Genomic DNA, 18899 nt, shown 5'->3' on the forward strand with positions numbered 1-18899 from the left:
CTGCTTTATAATTCTCTTTTGTTCAAAACGATAATCATTTTACATAACTCTTTTTTTATTTGTTTAACGGGTGTAAAATAATCACGAGCTAGCTTTATTAAAGTTTTGACCAACAATTTTGACACTACACTAGCTCATGGCCGTTGGAAGTATCCAACGGTTTTTATTATCATTCGTTTAACATAATTGAAAAGCTTACAAAACAAACCAACATTTGGGGTTGTTTTGTAAGCTTTATTTTTAGTTACTCTTTATCTAACCGAACTTGCTGAACAAAATCCCACAGACTCGTACCTCTCAAGTTACGGACCTGTTCATCGATCTCCTCTAATCGATGGACAGGCTGCTTGTTCAAAACTTTCCCAGCCCAATCCGGATCATAAACCATTGCGCGACCAACTGCCGACAGTTCCGCATTTTCCAACACATGTTCAACGTCTGCTTGCGTTTGTACACCACCTACGCCAACAATTGGCACACGTCCGTTAGCTTTTTGGTGGATGTACGCCAATATTGTTTTTTCTTGGTAGTCTTTTTCGACTGACAGCCGATCGTATTCATTTAAAGAAACATGTAAATAATCTAAAGGTTTTTCTGCTAAATGGTCAACAAGATACAAGGTATCTGCCATTCGAATCCCCGGCGTCTCATATTCCTCTGGAGAAAACCGATAGCCGACGATAAATGGGGATTCGGCATACTTTGCGACGGCTTCGGTAATTTCGTCCACCAGTACATCGATGAAGTGATACCTTTTCTCTAAGCTTCCGCCCCATTCATCTTCTCGTCGATTGGAGTGGGGAGAAAAAAATTGCTGGATCAAATACGTATTCGCTCCATGAATTTCAATGCCATCAAAGCCGGCTTTGATCGCCCGAATCGCTGCACGTTTGAAATCTTGAATGACCGTGAGAACTTCTTCTCCTGTTAACGCACGCGGCGTGACTGCATCGGGTCGCTCTGCAGGAACCGCGCTTGCTGACACAGGCGTTTCCCCTTCCGTCGCAGTTAAAGTAGACATTCTCCCACCATGAAAGATCTGTAAAATGGCTTTTGCACCTTCACCTTTGATTGCCTGCGCTAATTTTGTCAAACCGGGAATAAATTTATCGTCATAGACACCTAGTTCTCCGGGCCATCCTTTTCCAATAAATTGAACATTCGCTGCACCTGTAACTAATGCACCTAAATCCTTACTGCGATTTTTATAGTACGTGATTTCATCCTCTGTGATAATTCCATTAAAAAAACTAAGTTGGGTGGTCATTGGTGCCAACATTAATGGATTTTTCAATGTTACACCATTTTTTAATTGAACAGATTCAGTCACTTTTGACATTGCTTCAACACTCCTATCTAGAATAAGTCACTAATTAAAGCTCTAATCTCACTGTGAGTCCTCACACTAGCTTCATTGTACCTATCATGCTTATAAAAAATAAGTATTTTGCTTGAACTAACTGAAAAAGATCGACTCTCTTCAAAATGAAGAAAATCGATCGAGTTTTATTTGTCGTCTTTTTTCAACAATGCTAGGAATTGATCGCCGTAATTATCAAGTTTGCTTTTCCCTACCCCTTTGATTTGTAAAAACTCTAATGAGGTTTGCGGTTGTTTTTCTGCCAGTTCAGTCAAAGTCTTATCTGAAAAAATGACATACGGTGGCAAATTCTTCTCCTGAGCAAGCTGTGATCGAAGGCTTCGCATTTTTTCAAAAAGTTCATCATCAGCCACCAATTGTTTTACCGGTGCCTGTTTACGATAAACTTCCTGCTTGCCTAAAAGCACTGCGACACCTTGTTCAGAAACAGTCAACAAAGGATATTGCCCCTCGGTAGGAACCAAGTAGCGCTCAGCGGTCAAGTAATCAATTAGATTAGAGACATCTTTTTGAGACTGGTCCTTCATTAACCCATAGGTTGGTAATTGTTCAAAGTTCCATTGTTTAATTTTTTGGTCATTTGATCCTGTTAAGACTTTTGCAACCAATGCTTTTCCGAAACGCTCTCCCATCCGTTTGACACAGGATAAGACTTTTTGAGTATCCGTTGTAATATCAACTTGTTCTCGCTCATCTAAACAATTGCTGCATCTCCCGCAATCTGGTTGATCCTCACCAAAATAATTTAAAATATAGCGTTGAAGACACATTTGTGTGTGGGCATACTGATTCATTTCGCGTAACTTGGTGTACTCATTTTGCTGATAGGTTATTTCAGACTGTGATTGCTCAATGAAAAAATGCTGAATCTGAATATCGTGCGGTGCATATAGTAGGACAGCCTCACTTGGCAAGCCGTCCCTTCCTGCACGACCGGCTTCTTGATAATACGACTCCAAATTTCCGGGTATTTGCGCATGGATGACAAAACGCACATTACTCTTGTTGATTCCCATCCCAAAAGCGTTTGTTGCAATCATTACTTCAGTTCGATCAAATAAAAAATCTTCTTGGTTCTTTAAACGCTCTGTATCCTGCAATCCACCATGATACTTTCCGACAGAAAAATCATGATGCTTCAATAGATGATATAGCCGTTCAACTTCCTTACGTGTAGATGCGTAGATGATTCCTGATTGTCCACGATTTAACTTTAAATATTCCAGCAAATACACATCTTTTTGTTCCTTTATTACTTGAAAGGCCAAATTTTCACGTGCAAAACCTGTCTTAATCTCATTATCTTCAGAAATATGCAACAAGGTAGATATATCCTCTGCAACTTGTGGTGTTGCGGTGGCAGTCAAAGCGATGATCGTAGGTTGTTGATTAAAATTCTGGATGGTTTCTGCTAACTTCAAATAACTTGGACGAAAATCATGTCCCCACTGTGAAATACAATGAGCCTCATCAATTGCTAGAAGTTCGATTGGTACATATCGCAATAATTCACGAAAATCGGCCGATTCCAATCGTTCTGGTGCAACATATAGCAGCTTAATCTCACCTCGAGCTGCTCTTCTGACACGTTCATTCATTTCTATAGTAGACAATGTACTGTTAATAAAAGCTGCCGGGATTCCCACCTCGTTCAAACTATCTACTTGATCCTTCATTAAGGAGATCAGAGGAGACACTACCAGTGTCAGCCCGTCTAAGACTAATGCTGGTAATTGATAACATATCGATTTTCCTCCGCCAGTTGGCATAATTCCTAAAACATTTTCTCCTTGCAAAACTTTTTGGATAATCTCCTCTTGCCCGTTTCTAAAATGAGTATAGCCAAATTTTTCTGCTAACAATTCTTTAATTCGTTGCATAGTTGTACCCTTTCTCTATCAAATAGATTCGTATATGAAATCAATAGTCACGTGCATTATACAATTGTTAAATGAAATCACAATTAATCTTCTACTTACTAACATTCATAAACAATGCTCAACCGATTCACTTTTTTCGGTCTTATCATCCTTCATGACTTAAAGGTTAATTTAAAAAAAGGAGGCGAAGGATATTTCCATCCAGCGCCTCAAGAAAGTATGCATCATTTCTTATTTCTTCTTAGGTTCATCCTCGTCCATTTTCAACACTGCCATGAAGGCTTCTTGAGGAACTTCGACTGAACCGATTTGTTTCATTCGTTTTTTACCTTCTTTTTGTTTCTCCAATAATTTACGTTTACGAGAAACATCCCCACCATAACATTTGGCCAATACGTTTTTACGTAAAGCTTTGATGTCCGTACGAGCAACGATTTTTGTGCCGATAGTCGCTTGAATAGGCACTTCAAATTGTTGACGAGGAATCAGGGCTTTTAATTTATCGACGATAGCCCGACCGCGTTCCTGAGCGAATTCACGGTGAACGATAAAGCTTAAAGCATCCACTTTTTCAGCATTTAGTAAAATATCCATTTTGACTAGACGGCTCTCACGATAGTCTGCCATTTCATAATCAAGCGAGGCATACCCTTTCGTGCTTGATTTCAATTTATCAAAGAAGTCAAAAACGATTTCTGACAAAGGAATATGGTATACGACATTTACACGATAATCGTCTAAGTAATCCATCGTGATAAACTCACCACGTTTTCGTTGTGAAAGTTCCATGACAGCTCCTACATAATCGTTTGGAACCATGATGTTCGCTTTAACGTATGGTTCATCGACACTTTGAATTTTTGATGGATCTGGAAAATCAGATGGATTATCCACAATCAATTGAGTACCATCAGTCAAATTTACATGGTAGATAACTGATGGAGCTGTCGTGATCAATTCCAAATTAAATTCACGTTCTAAACGTTCTTGTACCACATCCATGTGCAGCAACCCTAAGAAACCACATCGGAAACCAAAACCTAATGCTTGCGATGTTTCTGGTTCAAATTGAAGTGCGGCATCATTTAATTGTAATTTTTCTAACGCTTCACGTAAATCGTTGTAGCGAGATGTATCAATCGGATACAATCCGCAGAATACCATAGGATTCATCTTTCGATAGCCTGCTAAGGCTTCTTTCGCCGGATTGTTGGCAAGAGTGACGGTATCACCCACTCGCGTATCTTGAACCGTCTTGATGCTAGCAGTAATATAGCCGACATCACCCACCATTAGATAATCACGCTGAACTGCTTTAGGAGAAAATACACCTACTTCGGTAACATCAAACGTTTTACCGTTGCTCATTAATTCAATTTTATCTCCTGGGCGAACAACTCCGTCAGTAATTCGAACATTCAGCACTACCCCTCGGTAACTATCGTATACTGAGTCAAAAATCAAAGCCTTCAATGGTGCCTCTAAATCACCCGTTGGTGCCGGAACATTAGTAACGACTTGTTCCAAAATTTCACTGATACCAATACCTGTTTTCGCACTGGCTAGGACAGCCTCTTCTGCATCAATGCCAATCACATCTTCAATTTCTTTACGAACGCGTTCAGGATCAGCAGCAGGTAAATCGATTTTATTAATAACTGGTAAAATCTCTAAGTCATTGTCCAAAGCTAAATAGACATTGGCCAAGGTCTGGGCTTCAATTCCTTGTGCGGCATCAACAACTAGTACCGCTCCCTCGCAGGCAGCTAGACTGCGTGAAACTTCATAAGTGAAATCGACGTGTCCCGGTGTATCAATCAAGTGAAAAATATACGTCTTGCCATCATTTGCCGTATAATGCAATTCCACAGCATTTAACTTAATTGTAATCCCGCGTTCACGTTCAAGATCCATCGAATCTAGCAATTGCTCTTGCATTTCCCGAGAACTGACCGTATTCGTTTGTTCTAAGATTCGGTCAGCCAAAGTCGACTTTCCATGATCAATATGCGCAATGATCGAAAAATTTCGAATCATCTCCTGGCGTTTCTTCATTTCTTCTATATTCATCAAAGTTCCTCATTTCTTTTAATCAGCACTGCCAATTATACCAACGTTTCTATTAGAAAAAAAGTCTTTTCCCCTATTTCCCAAAGTCGATAAGAGAAATATCATTCTGGTTTTGCTATACTTAGACTGTAAATCAAATTTGACATTCAGTTTGTAAGTTTTACTTCTTGCTTTAGCAGGTTAGTAAAATGGGATGTGCGACGATAATCAAGGGCATTTTCTCAAGAATGATTACCTTCGTACGAATTAGGAGATGAAAGAATGGACAATGACTTTAGGAAGCAACTAGTCTTAAAACAAGTTGGCGAAGAACACTTAGCGCAATATGATGAGTTGTTGAGTTACGTTTTTCAAGTTACTGAAAGTGATATTGAAAATAGCGGATACGAAAATAAGCGAGAAATGGTCCGTTCCAAGAAGCCGATCTTGGAACAATCAAAAGTTTTCGGCTGGTTTCATGAGGATAACTTGATCTCGCAAATTGCTATTTACCCGTGCGAAGTAAATATTCATGGAAAAATTTTCCAAATGGGCGGTGTTACTGGTGTTGGAACGTATCCTGAATATGCAAATCACGGCTTGATGAAAGAATTGATTGAAACAGCGTTGAATGAAATGCGATCGGATCGACAATGGATCTCATATTTATATCCTTATAATATTCCCTACTATCGCCGCAAAGGCTGGGAAATTATGTCTGATAAATTAAGCTTTAAAATCAAAGACACCCAGCTGCCTAAACAAGTCGATTTACCTGGAATTGTTGAACGAAAAGAAGTCGATGATCCAGATGTTTATCAAGTCTACAATGAGTTCGCCTTAAATAACCACGGCGCAATGATTCGGAAAGATTTGAACTGGGAAGAATACTGGCGTTTTGAGAATGAAGAAGAACGGATTGCGGCAATTTATTATGATGCAAACAAGAAGCCAACAGGTGTTCTTTTTTATTGGATCTCTGACGAGGTCTTTCATATAAAAGAGATGTTTTATTTAAATCAAGAAGCTCGAAATGGTCTATGGAACTTTATTAGCGCCCATTTTTCAATGGTTTATTGGGTTAAGGGCGATATATTCAAAAATGAACCACTCTCCTTCTTACTAGATGATAGTGAGATTTCAGAAACTATTGCTCCCTTTTTTATGGCTCGAATCGTTGATGTGAAAGAATTTCTATTGGAGTTCCCTTTTGAAAAGGCTGTGGAACCATTCTATTTTGTAGTAGAGGATCCAATCGCCGAATGGAATAACGGTATTTTTGCATTAAGCTGGAACCAAGCTGGTGAATTGAGTATCTCAGACCAACCAAAGGGCAAACGCATAGCATTAGACATACAAACATTGACTTGTATGCTGATGAATTATCGTCGTGCCGCCTATCTTGCTCGTATTGAACGTCTTGAAGCAGATAAACAAGCAATTGAACTTTTGGAAACAATTATTCCCGATATGGAGGCTTATTTTAGTGACTACTTCTAAACATATTTATTTTGCCGCACCCTTATTTGCACAAAGTGATTTATTTTATAATCAACATTTGGTAGAAAAAATTCGAAAGATTGATACAGAGCTGACCGTTTATTTGCCGCAAGAAAATGCTGGAATCAACGATAAAACGGCTTATGCTGACAGCAAAATGATCGCACTCGCTGATACCGATGAAGTTTTGAAAAGTGATTTGATGATTGCTTTGCTTGATGGATTAACAATTGATGCTGGCGTTGCTTCGGAAATTGGTGTTGCTTATGCAAAAGGAATTCCTGTGATTGCTTTATATACGGATTCACGCCAACAAGGCGCTGATAATCTTAAAAAATTGAAAGCTCTACAAACGCCTGCTGAAAATCAATTTCATTACTTAAATCTTTATACGGTTGGGCTTATCAAATTAAACGGTTCAATCGTTAGCACAGAAGATGCTCTATTGGAGCAAATTAAACTTTTTTTAGAAGGTAGTGATCTCCATGACTTATAAAAAATATCGTTTAGCTTTATTGATTTTTGGAGCCCTTTGCCTCGTTTACAATATTTACGAGTTTGCCGTAGGAAAATATTCAACAAAACAAGGTGTGATTTTCGTAATTGAATGTTTAGCGGGCATCGCACTTATTTTCTTACCTGAAATAATTACAAAGGTGTTCAAAATTGTCTTACCTGAGAAAATCGTTTATTTCTATTGGTTTTTCTTGATCATTTCCGTTTTCTTAGGAACATCACTGCATATGATCTCGATTATTTCCTTCTGGGATAAAATTTTGCATTCCGTCAGTCCAATGGTCTTAACTGCATTAGGTTATGGTTTACTAGGCTTCTTAATGAAAGATGCAGATATTAGTAAAACTTCACCTTGGCTCTTCTTGCTCTTTGGCTTTGCCTTTGCGGGTGTTTGTGGTGTCTTCTGGGAATTCTGGGAATTTCTTTGTGATACATTAGCTGATATGAATTTGCAGCGCTACGCTACTTCAGCCGGAGAATTGTTGGTTGGTCGTGCGGCCTTGATGGATACAATGGGGGATTTATTGACCAATACAATTGGAGCTGTTCTCATGGGGATTTTTGCGATGATTCAGAGCCGCGGAAATGCTGCCTACTTTGAGGAATACCGTTTAAGACGAGTGAAATAGTTATATCGTTTTAAAAATCTTATTAAGAATCGTGACTCAAAAAAAGTTTCAAAACCGAAATAAATCGGTTTTGAAACTTTTTTATTTATCGTCTGGATGAACGTTTTCTTTCATAGTATATGAATCTACGTTGATTTTTATAACGCCAGTTCGTTTTAACATTCCTTCAGGTATTTCATCAAAAGGTGCTCCTTTGGCTGCATGGTCCATCAGAACATGCAACGCATGACGCTTTTCCTCTAAATCTTCTAAAATTTCAGCCTGACCAAACCCAATTAAACTTTGATACGCATATGAATATGAGGAAGCATTCATTGTCCCCTTAATCAATTTGTGAGCACCATCTATTTCTACAGCAACTTTCGGATTATTTTTGATCATTGAAATTTTTTTTCCTTCATCCGCACCGTGAACAAAAAGAGTCAGATTATCCTCATTCCATTCATATCCAAAGTTTACTGGAACAACATATGGATATTCTTCACCGTTCAACGCAATTCGCAATACTTGAGATCGCTCGACTAAATTTTTAATTGCCTCCAAGTCTGTTACTTGTCTTTTTTTTCTACGCATATTTTTCCCTCCACCTATCTTATTCTTTATTCTAATCATAATAGATTAGAATTTAAAAAGAAATCTTTTTTTTAGTCACAGATACTGAAAATTGATAGACTGCGGTTTGTCTTTTTAAGTAGCAAAAACCTTTTCTAATCAACGATTTTTACTTTTTTTGTTAGTTTTTTTATACTAAAATACTTACTGTAATTAATTGAAAATTTGCTGAAAATGAAAGGCGTGTCGATTTTGATTGAAACTGTCGTATTTGATATCGATGATACTATCTACGATCAACAAGAACCATTTCGCAAAGCAGTCCAAAAATTATTTCCTTTAGTGAGCGAGGAAGATATGCTTCCGCTTTATACTCGATTTCGTGTTCACAGTGACGCGAACTTTAACAAAGTCATCACACAAGAGTGGACTTTGGAATACATGCGTTCTCATCGCATCAGTCAGTCGTTGAAAGATTTAGATTATCCTTATATTACAGAGGATGAGGCACTGACATTCCAACATCTTTATGAAGAAGAACTTGATGCCATCACGATGCATCAAGAGGTAGAAAAAACCTTAGATTTTTTAAGAGTAAAAAAAGTACCGGTAAGCATTATCACTAATGGTCCCACAGATCATCAGTATAAAAAAATTCTACAATTGGGCTTATTAAATTGGGTCGATGAAGATAATATCATCATTTCCCAAGCAACAGGCTATGAAAAACCAGATGTCGAAATTTTTGATCTGGGTAAAAAGCAATTTTCATTAAATCCGGAAAATTCATTGTATGTTGGTGATAACTTCACTAACGACGTTATTGGTTCAAAGCGAGCTGGTTGGCAGGCACTTTGGTTAAATCATCGCAACCGCCAATTACCGAAGGGAACATCGCGAGTTCAAGATATTGAATTAACCTCTTTCGACCAACTGCTACCAACATTTCAACATATCTTTGCATAGAAAAAAGGGCATGAGAAATTTTCCGTGCCCTTTTTATATCTCATCATCTATTATATAAAGCGATTGACTACCCATTTTTTGATAAATAATTTCAAAATTATCACGCTCTACTAATCTGTTTTTGTAACCAAAGGGATCATTAACATACACATATTGATTATCAATACCCGTAATAACCACTGCGTGACACAAAGGCGAAACAGTCACTTCCCCATTTGTAGTTTTCCAAGTCATAAAATCTTCAGATGTTGGAAGTTCAAAATCTACGGTAGTAACTACCCAAACCGGTGTCCCCTCTTCTACAATCTCAGCCAAATCTTCAAATGAAGTCTTGCTGCTTGCAACAATTGTTTGACTGCTATCAACGATATGTCTAGCAACTTCAGCAACGGGCTCAACTGCTACTCCCATCGCATCTAGACCAGTATAGATGTTCCCTACAAACCCTTCATGGGGATTCCCACGAATAGCTGCTGCTTCATCTTCATAGACCGGCACATAATTCAACAAGTCAGCCAGTTCATTTTTATCTGTTTCGTAATCATAATAGTTTAATAGCATTGATAATGCCGTGACTTCGCATCCGTTTTCCAGAGGCGTTGTTCCCGCGTTCTGATTTTCTAAAGGAACATCGATTAATTCGGTTCCAGTCGTTTGATCTTCCGCAAGTAAGATCTCCGTTTGTAAATTTCCACTAAATCGACTGCTGCTAACCTGTGATTGCTTATTTTGATAAAAAAAGAGAACACAACCTGCCGCCAGTATCATGATTAAACTCGTCCATTTCAATAATCGTTTGATTTTCCTCACCCCTTTTTACGTTTTCTCTCAAGGTGAGTTTCCCAAAGTTAACTTAAATGAACCTAAACTTCTAAATTAAAAAAAGCCGAAATCAGAAACGATTTCGGCTTTTTTTTATTGATGATCTTCATCATATTCCATTTTACGGTATTTCTCCATTTTTTTACTGAACAATACGCCATTTGATGGTGGTGTATACGTTACAGCGTTCGCACCAGCATCAATTGTTGCTTCAATGGTCTCTTCATCTGGGCCACCAGTTGCAATAATAGGTAGTTCTGGGTACATTTTTCTAAAATGTTTGACCGCTGGTACAGTATCCTTACCAGCACTGATATTAATAATATCAACCCCTGCCGCCAGCTTTTCTTCAATTTTAGAATACTTTGATGTGACTGTGGCAATAACTGGAACATCTACAACATCATTAATCGCTTGAATCGTTTCCACTGGGGTGGGACCATTCACGACAACGCCTAAACTCCCCTGCGATTCGGCAAACATTCCCATGTAAGCTGAACGAGCTCCATGAGTCAGGCCCCCAGCAACTCCAGAAAAAACTGGAATATCAGCAGCTTCAATGATGCTTTTAGTAATTGCTGGATGTGGTGTAAATGGATAAACAGCAATCACTGCATCCGCATCAGTATTTCGTATAATCGCGATATCGGTCGTAAAGATAATTGAACGAATTTTTTTCCCAAAAATGACTATTCCCGAAGCCTTTTTGATCACTTTAGGTACTCGAACAATATCCTGTCGCAACTCAGTCATAATTTCAGGTACGTGATTTTCTGTCACTAATACTCATCTCCTCTATCACTCTATACATTAATACTACTATGAATGATCGTATTGCTCCAAGTTATATGTTTCAATTACACTAATGATTTTGTTCGCATAATCTGGGTCAGTAGCGTATCCTGCCGTCTGCAGTGCTTGCGCAGCTTGTTTGTAGTCCGTTGCTGTTAAAACGCCCGCATAAAGTTGAGGATCCCAGTTTGTACCATTTACAAAAAGCATCGTGTGATCATCCAAGGATTCGTCCCAAGTATTGTAAACTTTAAAGTCGCCTTGAATCGTGATCCATTGTTCATTTACATATTCTTTCGTTTCAAGACTTACTTTAGGTTGATTTCCCGAAGCCTTAATACCAAAAAGATTTTTGTACTGGCTTGCCAACTGTGACTGTCCCCAATTAGATTCCAAAATAGCTTGACCTAAAATAACACTGGGTAACACTCCATAACCTTGCTGCAATTCTTTCGCATGAGGCGCTAATTGATCAATGAATCCCTGATGCGAGAGTGTCTCTTCTTTTTGTTCTTTTTCAACCCCAAAATCGGATAATGTATGTAAAGAAAAAACGAAAGCCAACCCAATAACTAAGATCCCCGCAAAAATAAGCGGGATCGAAGTTTTGGACTTTCGTTTTTGATAGGTTTTTTTTGGCATAGTAACTCCTTACTTAGCTGACAGGTCTTTCAAAAACTCTTCCAATGTCAGATCATGTTTGGTCATATACTCAGCATTTTCTTTACCGACATAACGGATATGCCAGGGTTCGTAGGTAATGCCCGTAGTGTCCTGACGGTCCTTTAGATAGCGAATGATAAAACCATATTTTGGTGCATTCTCGGCAATCCATTTTGCACCAGGCTGATCACCATACGAAGCATCTAATACTTGTGTTGAGTAAGTATTGTACCAGTCTTGATCAACAATATCGACCGCAAGTCCCGTGTGATGCTCACTATATCCGGGCTCCGTAATAGTTTCCTTTGTTTTTGCGGTAGCATCTGCTTCAGACATTCCATTTCCATTGATCAGTCCGTTCACATTTGTATCAAAAACTTCTTTTTGAGATTCAACGGATCGGAAAGCCGAAACAACTACTAGAGGAAATCCCGCCTTCGTTGCAGCTTCAGAAAATGCTTCATAATCTTTGGCGATTCGACTATCAACCTGATGGCTATTATCTGATAGTGTAGTTAACTGACTTTCAGAAACTTCATTTTCAATTTTATTTTTAGGACCGACCAATACTAAATTCCAATCCTTAACATTGGAATCAGGTAAAGCTTTTTGTACGGCGTTTTTCTTCTTGGCACTCGTTTTCTTTTCAAACGAATAAGTCGTAGCAGTTGCTTTTTTGGCATCCGATTCTGCAGGTGCACTATAAAAAAGCGAATAGGCGGTCATTCCAAACATGATAATGACGGAAAGTAGTCCTACTGTTTTTTTCAATTTAAAAATCCTCTCGTTAATCGTCTAGAGACGTATATGTTTCCGTTAATTTCTCATTGACCCAATCAAGCAGTGCAGTTTTTTTGTGTGCGCTGGCTATCTGGTTCTGAATATGAGCAGGCAAACGAAAGCTTAGTATATCACTATAGCCCCAATTATCATAATCAATGGTGACTCGTAGATCGATGAAATCATGGTTTTCTTCTTCGTTTTTATTTTTGAAAGGAATCAATTCGACTTGAGCCAATCCGCTAGCAATCCATTTTTGCGCAACAATCGTCTTCATCTCTCGATATTCAGCCACTGCCGTTTGGCGTTTCTCTGGAAATAAAAAGGTTTGACGAATAACTTTTTGACTCAACATCCATTCATAATCGCTGAATAGGTTCTTGATTTTTTGATTTGCTTCGGGCGATAAATTATTTTGTCCCGTTTTCCACTGTCGCCATTGAACCTCGTTGATTCCTAAATAATCCTGGTAAAAATCCTGTTCTGTATGAAATTGTTCAAAAATTGCACTAATTACTAAATCTAAATAAATTTGATTCACGAAAAATCCCTCCTCTCCTATTCTACTGAATTTTTTAGAAAAAAACACCTCTTTGGCAGATCGATTGAAATATTTTAATATTTACTGCTATACTTTGTAGAAAGCTTTTGTCTTTTCAAAAATGAACTATTTGGAAAAGCAAAACTTAAATTCGATTTCAGGAGGATTAGTATGACAGACTTACAATGGGGGATCGTTGGTCTCGGCGGAATTGCCCACGATTTTGCTGATAATTTCAATCAAACAACAAGCAAACTAACCGCTTGTGCCTCACGAACTTTAGAAAAGGCTGAAAAATTTGCTAAAGCGTACAATTTGCCAAAAGCTTATGGCAGCTATGAAGAATTACTAGCTGATGAAGATATCTCTATTATATATATTGCGGTCCCAAATCGCCAACATCATCAACACATCATGGATGCCTTAGAAGCAGGCAAGCATGTTTTATGCGAAAAAGCTATCACAATGAACGCAGAAGAACTACAATCTGCGATTGAGCTAGCGGAACAAAAACAATTGATTTTAGCTGAAGCTATGACAATTTTCAACATGCCTCTTTACCATGAGTTACATGCCTTAATGGATAGCGGTCGTATGGGGAATTTGAAAATGGTTCAGGCTCCGTTCGGCAGTTACAAAGATCCTGATCCAACCAATCGGTTTTTCAATCCTGAACTAGCTGGAGGTGCCCTATTAGACATCGGAACTTATGCCGTTTCCTTTGCCCGCTGGTTTCTAACCGAACAACCAACTGTTGTAGCATCTACAATGGTGCCATTTTCAACAGGTGTCGATGAACAATCCGTGACGATTTTACAGAACCAAAAAAATGAGCTTGCAACGGTTAATTTGACGTTTCAGGCAAAAATGCCAAAAAAAGGAATCGTGGCTTTTGAAAATGGGTACTTGACGATTGATGAGTACCCTCGTGCTGATAAGGCAGAACTTTTTTTCAACGATGGAACGAAAGAAATTATTGAATCTGGTTTCGCTGGAAATGCCATGAATTACGAGATCGAAAATATGGTACGAATGATCCACGGACAACTTCCGAATAAATCCCTTTTCTTCACTAAAGACGTGATTGATATTTTAGATCAAATGCAAAAAAAATGGCAGCAAAAATAGAATTTTTTCGATAAAAGGCTTTGCTCAGGCAATGCCTTTTGTTTTTTTGTCAGACTTCCGCTAAACTATTATATATAAAGAATAAGAAGGTGGGAGGAAAATTTGCAAATTGGCCGTTTTCGTTTAGGTATGCGAACAATGAAAACCGCGTTAGCTGTCATGCTGTGCATTCTATTATTTCACGCGACCGACCGCGGCTCTCCGTTGATCGCTGCGCTAGCCGCAGTCTTTTCCTTACGGCAAGACTTGACTACTAGCATTTCTTTTGGCCGCTCACGAGTGCTGGGTAATTCTCTCGGCGGATTATTAGCTTTGATTTTCTACTACATTCAATCATTTTTTAATAACGACTTTTTTGTAGAATTATTTGTGTTGCCTCTGTTTGTTGTACTAGTAATTGTCCTTTCTGATGGGCTCAACAATAATTCGGGTATTATTTCAGCAATCGCCACTATGCTTTTGATTGCTTTGAGTATTCCCCAAGGTGAATCCTTCCTCTACGCCCTGAATCGAGTACTAGATACCTTTATTGGAACCATCATTGGAATTTCACTGAATGGGGTCATTTCTCCCCAAACAGACGAAAAGGAGAAACAGATCAAAGAAGATCTAGTTGAACTTCGCAAAAAAGAAGCCGACTTGAATAGAATGCTTTACGATGTCCGTAAACAAATAAAGGATCATTCTCAAAAATGAGAATGATCCTTTCACTTTTTATACAACTAAATTACTTATTCGTTTGCCTTCAATGCCTCAATCATATCAATCTTTTTCAAGCGGAAATACATAATCACTCCGACAATCAGCGTGAAAAACAACGTTATCAAACTTGCATAAAGATAACTAAGCGGTTGAATATCGGGAGAAAACATCGTCATATCCAACTCAACAGTTTTCAAGATATAACCATGCTCGATTTTTCCAAGGAACAATCCGAAGAAAATCCCCATTAGGGTTAGTAAAATATTTTCCCGATAAACGTAACGCACCACTTCTCCATCGTAAAAGCCTAAGACCTTGATCGTTGATAGCTCTCGTATGCGCTCTGAGACATTAATATTGGTCAGATTATACAACACGATAAACGCTAAGAGACCCGCAGAAATGATCAATACCCACATAATAATGTTGAGGCTTTTGACAGTATCTTTTAGTGCATCTCGTGATTTCGACATAAAACTTACATTGGCAATTTCAGAATTCTCCATTAATTGTTTAGCCATCTGATCCTCGGTCTGACGTTTTGGTTCTTTGCTGAAAAGTAAAAGATCCGTATTGAATTCTGGTTTTTCGTCAAACGTCTTTTCGTAATAGCTCGGTGTCATGTAAATGAAATGCCCGACATAGTTTTCGGAGATTGCCGCCACTTTTACTTTGTAATCTTCACCAGCAATAGATTTGATTTTTAATGTATCACCTTTTTGTAAATCAAATAACTTGGCGAGCTTTTCATTGATAATGACACCATCATCGGTCAGCGAATATTGTTTATTCGTTTTGCGGTTTCTGAAAGATAAAAACTCATTCAGTCTGTTGTTCTCCTTGGGAACAGACAAACTAATTTCCTGTTTAGAAACAGTTTCCTTTTGCGCAGTGAAGGTTTCTAAGGAGACTGGCAAATGGTCTTGATAATTCGAAAAAGTTTCAAGCTGCTGAACATATTTTTTTTCTTGATCGGCAGATGGCGTCTCTTTAAAAATAGTTGTACCTTGATAATGCCACAACTTATCAAATTGCAGTGAAACAATATCACCAATTGAGTCCCGCAATCCGAAACCGGTAATGATCATCGACATACAGCCGGCAATTCCGATCACAGTCATCAGCATCCGTTGCTTATAGCGGAACAAATTGCGCAAAGTTACCTTTTGGCTAAATGAAAGGCGCCGCCAAACAAAGGTCATCCGTTCTAAAAAGATTCGCTTGCCCTTTTTAGGTGCCTTAGGCTGCATCAATGTTGCAGGTGCTGCCCTCAAATCATATCGTAAAACTAGCCAGGCTGAACCGACAGAACAGGTTAATGCCACGGCTAAAGCAATTAACGCGTAGGATAAATACCATGGCGTCACCACTTGAGCTAGATTATATAACTGACCATAAGCGTTGAAGATAATTATCGGCAATAGATAAAAGCCCACAACGAGTCCTAACAGAGTACCTGCACCGCCTGCTAAAGTAGCATAAAGCAAGTATTTCTGAGCAATCTCGCCGTTCCGATACCCTAATGCCTTAAATGTTCCCAGTTCATTCCGTTTCTCCTCTACCATTCTGGTCATGGTCGTCATGGTTACAAGCGCCGCTATCAGAAAGAATATCCATGGAAAAACGGAAGCCAATGAGGAAATTCGTTCAGCATTGTCTTCATATTCGCTATACCCAGGATTTTCAGAACGAGCAAAGAGATGATACTCTGGTTCTACTAAAGAATCAATCTGCTGTTGTTTCCGCGCTAAAACCTCTAGTTGCATGGGGAGTTCTGAATTTATCGCAGCTAGTCCTGAAAGTTGCTCTGGAGAAAGATCATTCAAGTCGATTTGCGTTTGCTGTTGAAATTTCTTTTTTTCCTGATCAAGACGCTTTTGCTGCTCTGCCTTTTTTTCTGCCATTATGTTTGGGGCAGTTTCTTTCAAGTGATTTTTCAGGTTCTTTTGATCCTGTTTTAAACGTTTTTCATACTGCGATGAATAGGCATCACTAGTCTTCAGATCTCGATACTGTATCAAAGCCTCAGAATAGACCGGCTGAGTGAAATTATCCGGCAATACAAAAGCCAGACAATCGATTGAACCCTTACCTACTGTCGTATTTCCCCGAGAGATGTTCTCAATGAACTCAGGACTTTTAACAAATCCAACGATTTTGAATGTTTGCCGTTTGAAAGCTTGCTCCGAATCATCCGCCGAAAAATCAAACTGCTGATTTAGCTTATAGCCCTTTTCTCTAGCAAAGTCATCTAAGACAATTTCAGTTGAACTTTTTGGCAGTCGGCCTTTGGTGACTACCACTCGATTAAGTGTTTGCTTTGCATCATAGCTGAAGATACGAAAAACCTGGTTTTCCTGACTCAGATTGATATCGTGAAAATAGCGCCCCTCTGCTTTTACACCCTTTGCTTCTTCGATCAGCTTGATGTTCTCATCTGTCAATCCCCAAGAAGAAACGACTCGAGTATCAGCTAATTGTTGCTTTCGGTAATAATCTGCAGCTGTTTTTAACATATCCGGTCCTGTGGCCCGCAAACCAACATAGAAAGCGACACCTAAAAATATGATGCTTAGAATTGAAAAGAATCGTGTTTTTGATTGCCAGATTTCACGCCAATTGCTTCGTCGCATCGCCCTTTTCATTTTACTCACCTCTTACCATTGAATCTCTTCAATTGATTGAGGGTTATCATTCAATTCTTCACTGCGAACACGCGCATCATTGATTCGGATGACCCGATCGGCCATCGGTGCAATCGCCGAGTTATGCGTGATAATAACGACAGTCGTCCCATTTTCACGTGCAGTGTCCTGCAATATTTTTAAAATTTGTTTCCCCGTTTCAAAATCAAGAGCACCTGTTGGTTCATCACATAATAATAATTTGGGACGTTTTGCCAATGCCCGAGCAATCGTGACCCGCTGTTGTTCTCCGCCTGATAATTGGGCCGGGAAATTATCCATACGTTCGCCTAAACCAACTGAGCCCAATACTGCTTCAGGCTCCAATGCATCCGATACAATTTGAGAAGCCAGCTCTACATTCTCCTTTGCAGTTAGATTAGGAACCAAATTATAAAACTGAAAAACAAAACCAACATCATTACGGCGATAGGTGGTCAATTCTTTGTCACTAAAAATAGCGATATCCGTGCCATCCACCACTACTTTACCTTCATCACAGCTATCCATTCCACCTAAAATATTTAACACGGTGGATTTCCCTGCACCACTTGGTCCAAGTATTACTGCAACCTCTCCCTTTTCAATCGAAAAATTGATTTTTTCATTTGCTTTAATGACCGTTTCGCCCATTTTGTAATGTTTGCTCTCATCGATCACATCAATATAAGCCATTTTGTATCCCCCTATTACTAAACTTTTATATATACAACTGCTTTATTCTTTTTTAGTTTAACATAGCTCAAAAAAAAGCCAACGACAGATGCCGTCAGACTTAAAAAACCTCCATTTCACATTAACTAAAGTCTTGAAAATAGCAGTTTTTGAATAGATAATGTTTAAAAAGGAGGCTTTTAAATGAAAGAATGTATTGAATGTTATGCAAATGACAATCATGCGACACCCATACTGGGCAAACGGGAATGTTTAGAAAACCATGAACAGTATATTTGCGGAACGTGCGGCCGTTGTATCTGTTGTCAAAAGGATGACAAACGACAGCTTCGAAGAATCGATTTTCCCTTTAAAAGTTTAGCGATTGCGAAACTCTATCTACGTGTTGCCGATCATCTTTATCATAAGGCATGCGGCATTTACGAAGTAATCAGTGAATCCAAACGAAAATCATACAAAATTTTCGTTGATGACACAAGCTTCAAAGAGTACCTGGAAAAAAGCAAAAAGAGTGCTGAAAAACATCAAGCACTGTATCGTAACCCAAGCTATCAAGAATTTACGAAAACCCGGATACGAAAATTGTATCCAAATGAAATCGAAGAATATCTGAGAAAAGGCTAAGTCAACTAATCAGGA

At 38.7% G+C, this 18899-nt stretch carries 18 protein-coding genes; 7 read left to right on the forward strand and 11 right to left on the reverse strand.

Annotation, left to right across the window (positions count from 1 at the left end; all coding sequences use genetic code 11):
- Positions 1-244: 244 nt before the first annotated feature.
- From I585_RS01790 to lepA, 3 genes are all read right to left on the reverse strand, one after another.
- Positions 245-1339 (reverse strand): NADH-dependent flavin oxidoreductase, encoded by a 1095-nt coding sequence (locus I585_RS01790; RefSeq protein ID WP_010739322.1) that lies wholly within the window; start codon positions 1337-1339, stop codon positions 245-247.
- A gap of 167 nt (positions 1340-1506) precedes the next feature.
- The gene (recQ, locus tag I585_RS01795) at positions 1507-3261 is read right to left on the reverse strand and encodes a DNA helicase RecQ (RefSeq protein WP_010739323.1); all 1755 of its coding nucleotides are present in this window, start codon (positions 3259-3261) and stop codon (positions 1507-1509) included.
- Between the two features lie 231 nt (positions 3262-3492).
- Positions 3493-5331: a translation elongation factor 4 gene (lepA, locus tag I585_RS01800; protein ID WP_010739324.1), complete on the reverse strand. Its 1839-nt coding sequence runs from the start codon at positions 5329-5331 to the stop codon at positions 3493-3495.
- A gap of 261 nt (positions 5332-5592) precedes the next feature.
- Here lepA and I585_RS01805 point away from each other — a divergent pair, with 261 nt between their 5' ends.
- The 3 genes from I585_RS01805 to I585_RS01815 are packed head-to-tail and all read left to right on the forward strand — an operon-like array spanning position 5593 to position 7955.
- Positions 5593-6810, forward strand: coding sequence for a GNAT family N-acetyltransferase (locus I585_RS01805; protein WP_010739325.1), 1218 nt, complete (start codon positions 5593-5595; stop codon positions 6808-6810).
- A complete protein-coding gene (locus tag I585_RS01810; RefSeq protein ID WP_010739326.1) occupies positions 6797-7306 on the forward strand; it encodes a nucleoside 2-deoxyribosyltransferase in 510 nt (169 codons plus the stop codon). The genes I585_RS01805 and I585_RS01810 overlap by 14 nt, the downstream gene beginning before the upstream one ends.
- A complete protein-coding gene (locus tag I585_RS01815; RefSeq protein WP_010739327.1) occupies positions 7296-7955 on the forward strand; it encodes a DUF2238 domain-containing protein in 660 nt (219 codons plus the stop codon). Before I585_RS01810 ends, I585_RS01815 begins: the two co-directional genes overlap by 11 nt.
- 81 nt (positions 7956-8036) lie before the next feature.
- Here the strand turns inward: I585_RS01815 and I585_RS01820 are convergent, their stop codons facing one another.
- On the reverse strand, positions 8037-8528 hold the full coding sequence (locus I585_RS01820; RefSeq protein WP_010739328.1) for a pyridoxamine 5'-phosphate oxidase family protein: 492 nt from the start codon (positions 8526-8528) through the stop codon (positions 8037-8039).
- Positions 8529-8741: 213 nt separating this feature from the next.
- Between I585_RS01820 and I585_RS01825 the strand changes: the two genes are divergently transcribed.
- The gene (locus I585_RS01825) at positions 8742-9473 is read left to right on the forward strand and encodes an HAD family hydrolase (protein ID WP_010739329.1); all 732 of its coding nucleotides are present in this window, start codon (positions 8742-8744) and stop codon (positions 9471-9473) included.
- Positions 9474-9506: 33 nt separating this feature from the next.
- Here the strand turns inward: I585_RS01825 and I585_RS01830 are convergent, their stop codons facing one another.
- From I585_RS01830 to I585_RS01850, 5 genes are all read right to left on the reverse strand, one after another.
- Positions 9507-10241 carry a C39 family peptidase gene (locus tag I585_RS01830; RefSeq protein ID WP_010739330.1) on the reverse strand — a complete coding sequence of 245 codons (735 nt, stop codon included), beginning with the start codon at positions 10239-10241 and terminating at the stop codon, positions 9507-9509.
- A gap of 147 nt (positions 10242-10388) precedes the next feature.
- Entirely contained in the window at positions 10389-11048 is a 660-nt protein-coding gene (locus I585_RS01835; protein WP_172463182.1) for a beta/alpha barrel domain-containing protein, read from the reverse strand.
- A gap of 66 nt (positions 11049-11114) precedes the next feature.
- Positions 11115-11729, reverse strand: coding sequence for a glycoside hydrolase family 73 protein (locus tag I585_RS01840; RefSeq protein WP_010739332.1), 615 nt, complete (start codon positions 11727-11729; stop codon positions 11115-11117).
- 9 nt (positions 11730-11738) lie between these two features.
- Positions 11739-12521, reverse strand: a complete 783-nt coding sequence (locus tag I585_RS01845) for a M15 family metallopeptidase (RefSeq protein WP_010739333.1) — start codon at positions 12519-12521, stop codon at positions 11739-11741.
- Between the two features lie 16 nt (positions 12522-12537).
- Positions 12538-13071 (reverse strand): hypothetical protein, encoded by a 534-nt coding sequence (locus I585_RS01850; protein ID WP_010739334.1) that lies wholly within the window; start codon positions 13069-13071, stop codon positions 12538-12540.
- A 171-nt stretch (positions 13072-13242) separates the two neighbouring features.
- On the opposite strand from I585_RS01850, the gene I585_RS01855 reads away from it, so the two are divergent.
- Both I585_RS01855 and I585_RS01860 read left to right on the forward strand, forming a co-directional pair.
- The gene (locus tag I585_RS01855; RefSeq protein WP_010739335.1) at positions 13243-14199 is read left to right on the forward strand and encodes a Gfo/Idh/MocA family protein; all 957 of its coding nucleotides are present in this window, start codon (positions 13243-13245) and stop codon (positions 14197-14199) included.
- A gap of 102 nt (positions 14200-14301) precedes the next feature.
- Positions 14302-14895 (forward strand): FUSC family protein, encoded by a 594-nt coding sequence (locus I585_RS01860; RefSeq protein WP_010739336.1) that lies wholly within the window; start codon positions 14302-14304, stop codon positions 14893-14895.
- Between the two features lie 35 nt (positions 14896-14930).
- Here the strand turns inward: I585_RS01860 and I585_RS01865 are convergent, their stop codons facing one another.
- Both I585_RS01865 and I585_RS01870 read right to left on the reverse strand, forming a co-directional pair.
- Positions 14931-17546, reverse strand: coding sequence for an FtsX-like permease family protein (locus I585_RS01865; protein ID WP_010739337.1), 2616 nt, complete (start codon positions 17544-17546; stop codon positions 14931-14933).
- Between the two features lie 12 nt (positions 17547-17558).
- Entirely contained in the window at positions 17559-18260 is a 702-nt protein-coding gene (locus tag I585_RS01870; protein WP_010739338.1) for an ABC transporter ATP-binding protein, read from the reverse strand.
- A 183-nt stretch (positions 18261-18443) separates the two neighbouring features.
- On the opposite strand from I585_RS01870, the gene I585_RS01875 reads away from it, so the two are divergent.
- Complete coding sequence (locus I585_RS01875) at positions 18444-18884, forward strand: hypothetical protein (protein ID WP_010739339.1); 441 nt, start codon at positions 18444-18446, stop codon at positions 18882-18884.
- Positions 18885-18899: the final 15 nt, after the last annotated feature.

This window comes from Enterococcus malodoratus ATCC 43197, from assembly GCF_000407185.1.
GTDB classification, from domain to species: domain Bacteria; phylum Bacillota; class Bacilli; order Lactobacillales; family Enterococcaceae; genus Enterococcus_A; species Enterococcus_A malodoratus.

What these genes read in the sequence shown, in the direction of transcription:
- I585_RS01840 (WP_010739332.1), bottom strand. Translation starts at nt 11,729, where the DNA reads ATGCCAAAAAAAACCTATCAAAAACGAAAGTCCAAAACTTCGATCCCG.
- I585_RS01830 (WP_010739330.1), bottom strand. Translation starts at nt 10,241, where the DNA reads ATGATACTGGCGGCAGGTTGTGTTCTCTTTTTTTATCAAAATAAGCAA.
- I585_RS01865 (WP_010739337.1), bottom strand. Translation starts at nt 17,546, where the DNA reads ATGAAAAGGGCGATGCGACGAAGCAATTGGCGTGAAATCTGGCAATCA.
- I585_RS01870 (WP_010739338.1), bottom strand. Translation starts at nt 18,260, where the DNA reads ATGGCTTATATTGATGTGATCGATGAGAGCAAACATTACAAAATGGGC.
- I585_RS01825 (WP_010739329.1), top strand. Translation starts at nt 8,742, where the DNA reads ATGAAAGGCGTGTCGATTTTGATTGAAACTGTCGTATTTGATATCGAT.
- I585_RS01835 (WP_172463182.1), bottom strand. Translation starts at nt 11,048, where the DNA reads ATGACTGAGTTGCGACAGGATATTGTTCGAGTACCTAAAGTGATCAAA.
- I585_RS01805 (WP_010739325.1), top strand. Translation starts at nt 5,593, where the DNA reads ATGGACAATGACTTTAGGAAGCAACTAGTCTTAAAACAAGTTGGCGAA.
- recQ (WP_010739323.1), bottom strand. Translation starts at nt 3,261, where the DNA reads ATGCAACGAATTAAAGAATTGTTAGCAGAAAAATTTGGCTATACTCAT.
- I585_RS01790 (WP_010739322.1), bottom strand. Translation starts at nt 1,339, where the DNA reads ATGTCAAAAGTGACTGAATCTGTTCAATTAAAAAATGGTGTAACATTG.
- lepA (WP_010739324.1), bottom strand. Translation starts at nt 5,331, where the DNA reads ATGAATATAGAAGAAATGAAGAAACGCCAGGAGATGATTCGAAATTTT.
- I585_RS01820 (WP_010739328.1), bottom strand. Translation starts at nt 8,528, where the DNA reads ATGCGTAGAAAAAAAAGACAAGTAACAGACTTGGAGGCAATTAAAAAT.
- I585_RS01815 (WP_010739327.1), top strand. Translation starts at nt 7,296, where the DNA reads ATGACTTATAAAAAATATCGTTTAGCTTTATTGATTTTTGGAGCCCTT.
- I585_RS01875 (WP_010739339.1), top strand. Translation starts at nt 18,444, where the DNA reads ATGAAAGAATGTATTGAATGTTATGCAAATGACAATCATGCGACACCC.
- I585_RS01855 (WP_010739335.1), top strand. Translation starts at nt 13,243, where the DNA reads ATGACAGACTTACAATGGGGGATCGTTGGTCTCGGCGGAATTGCCCAC.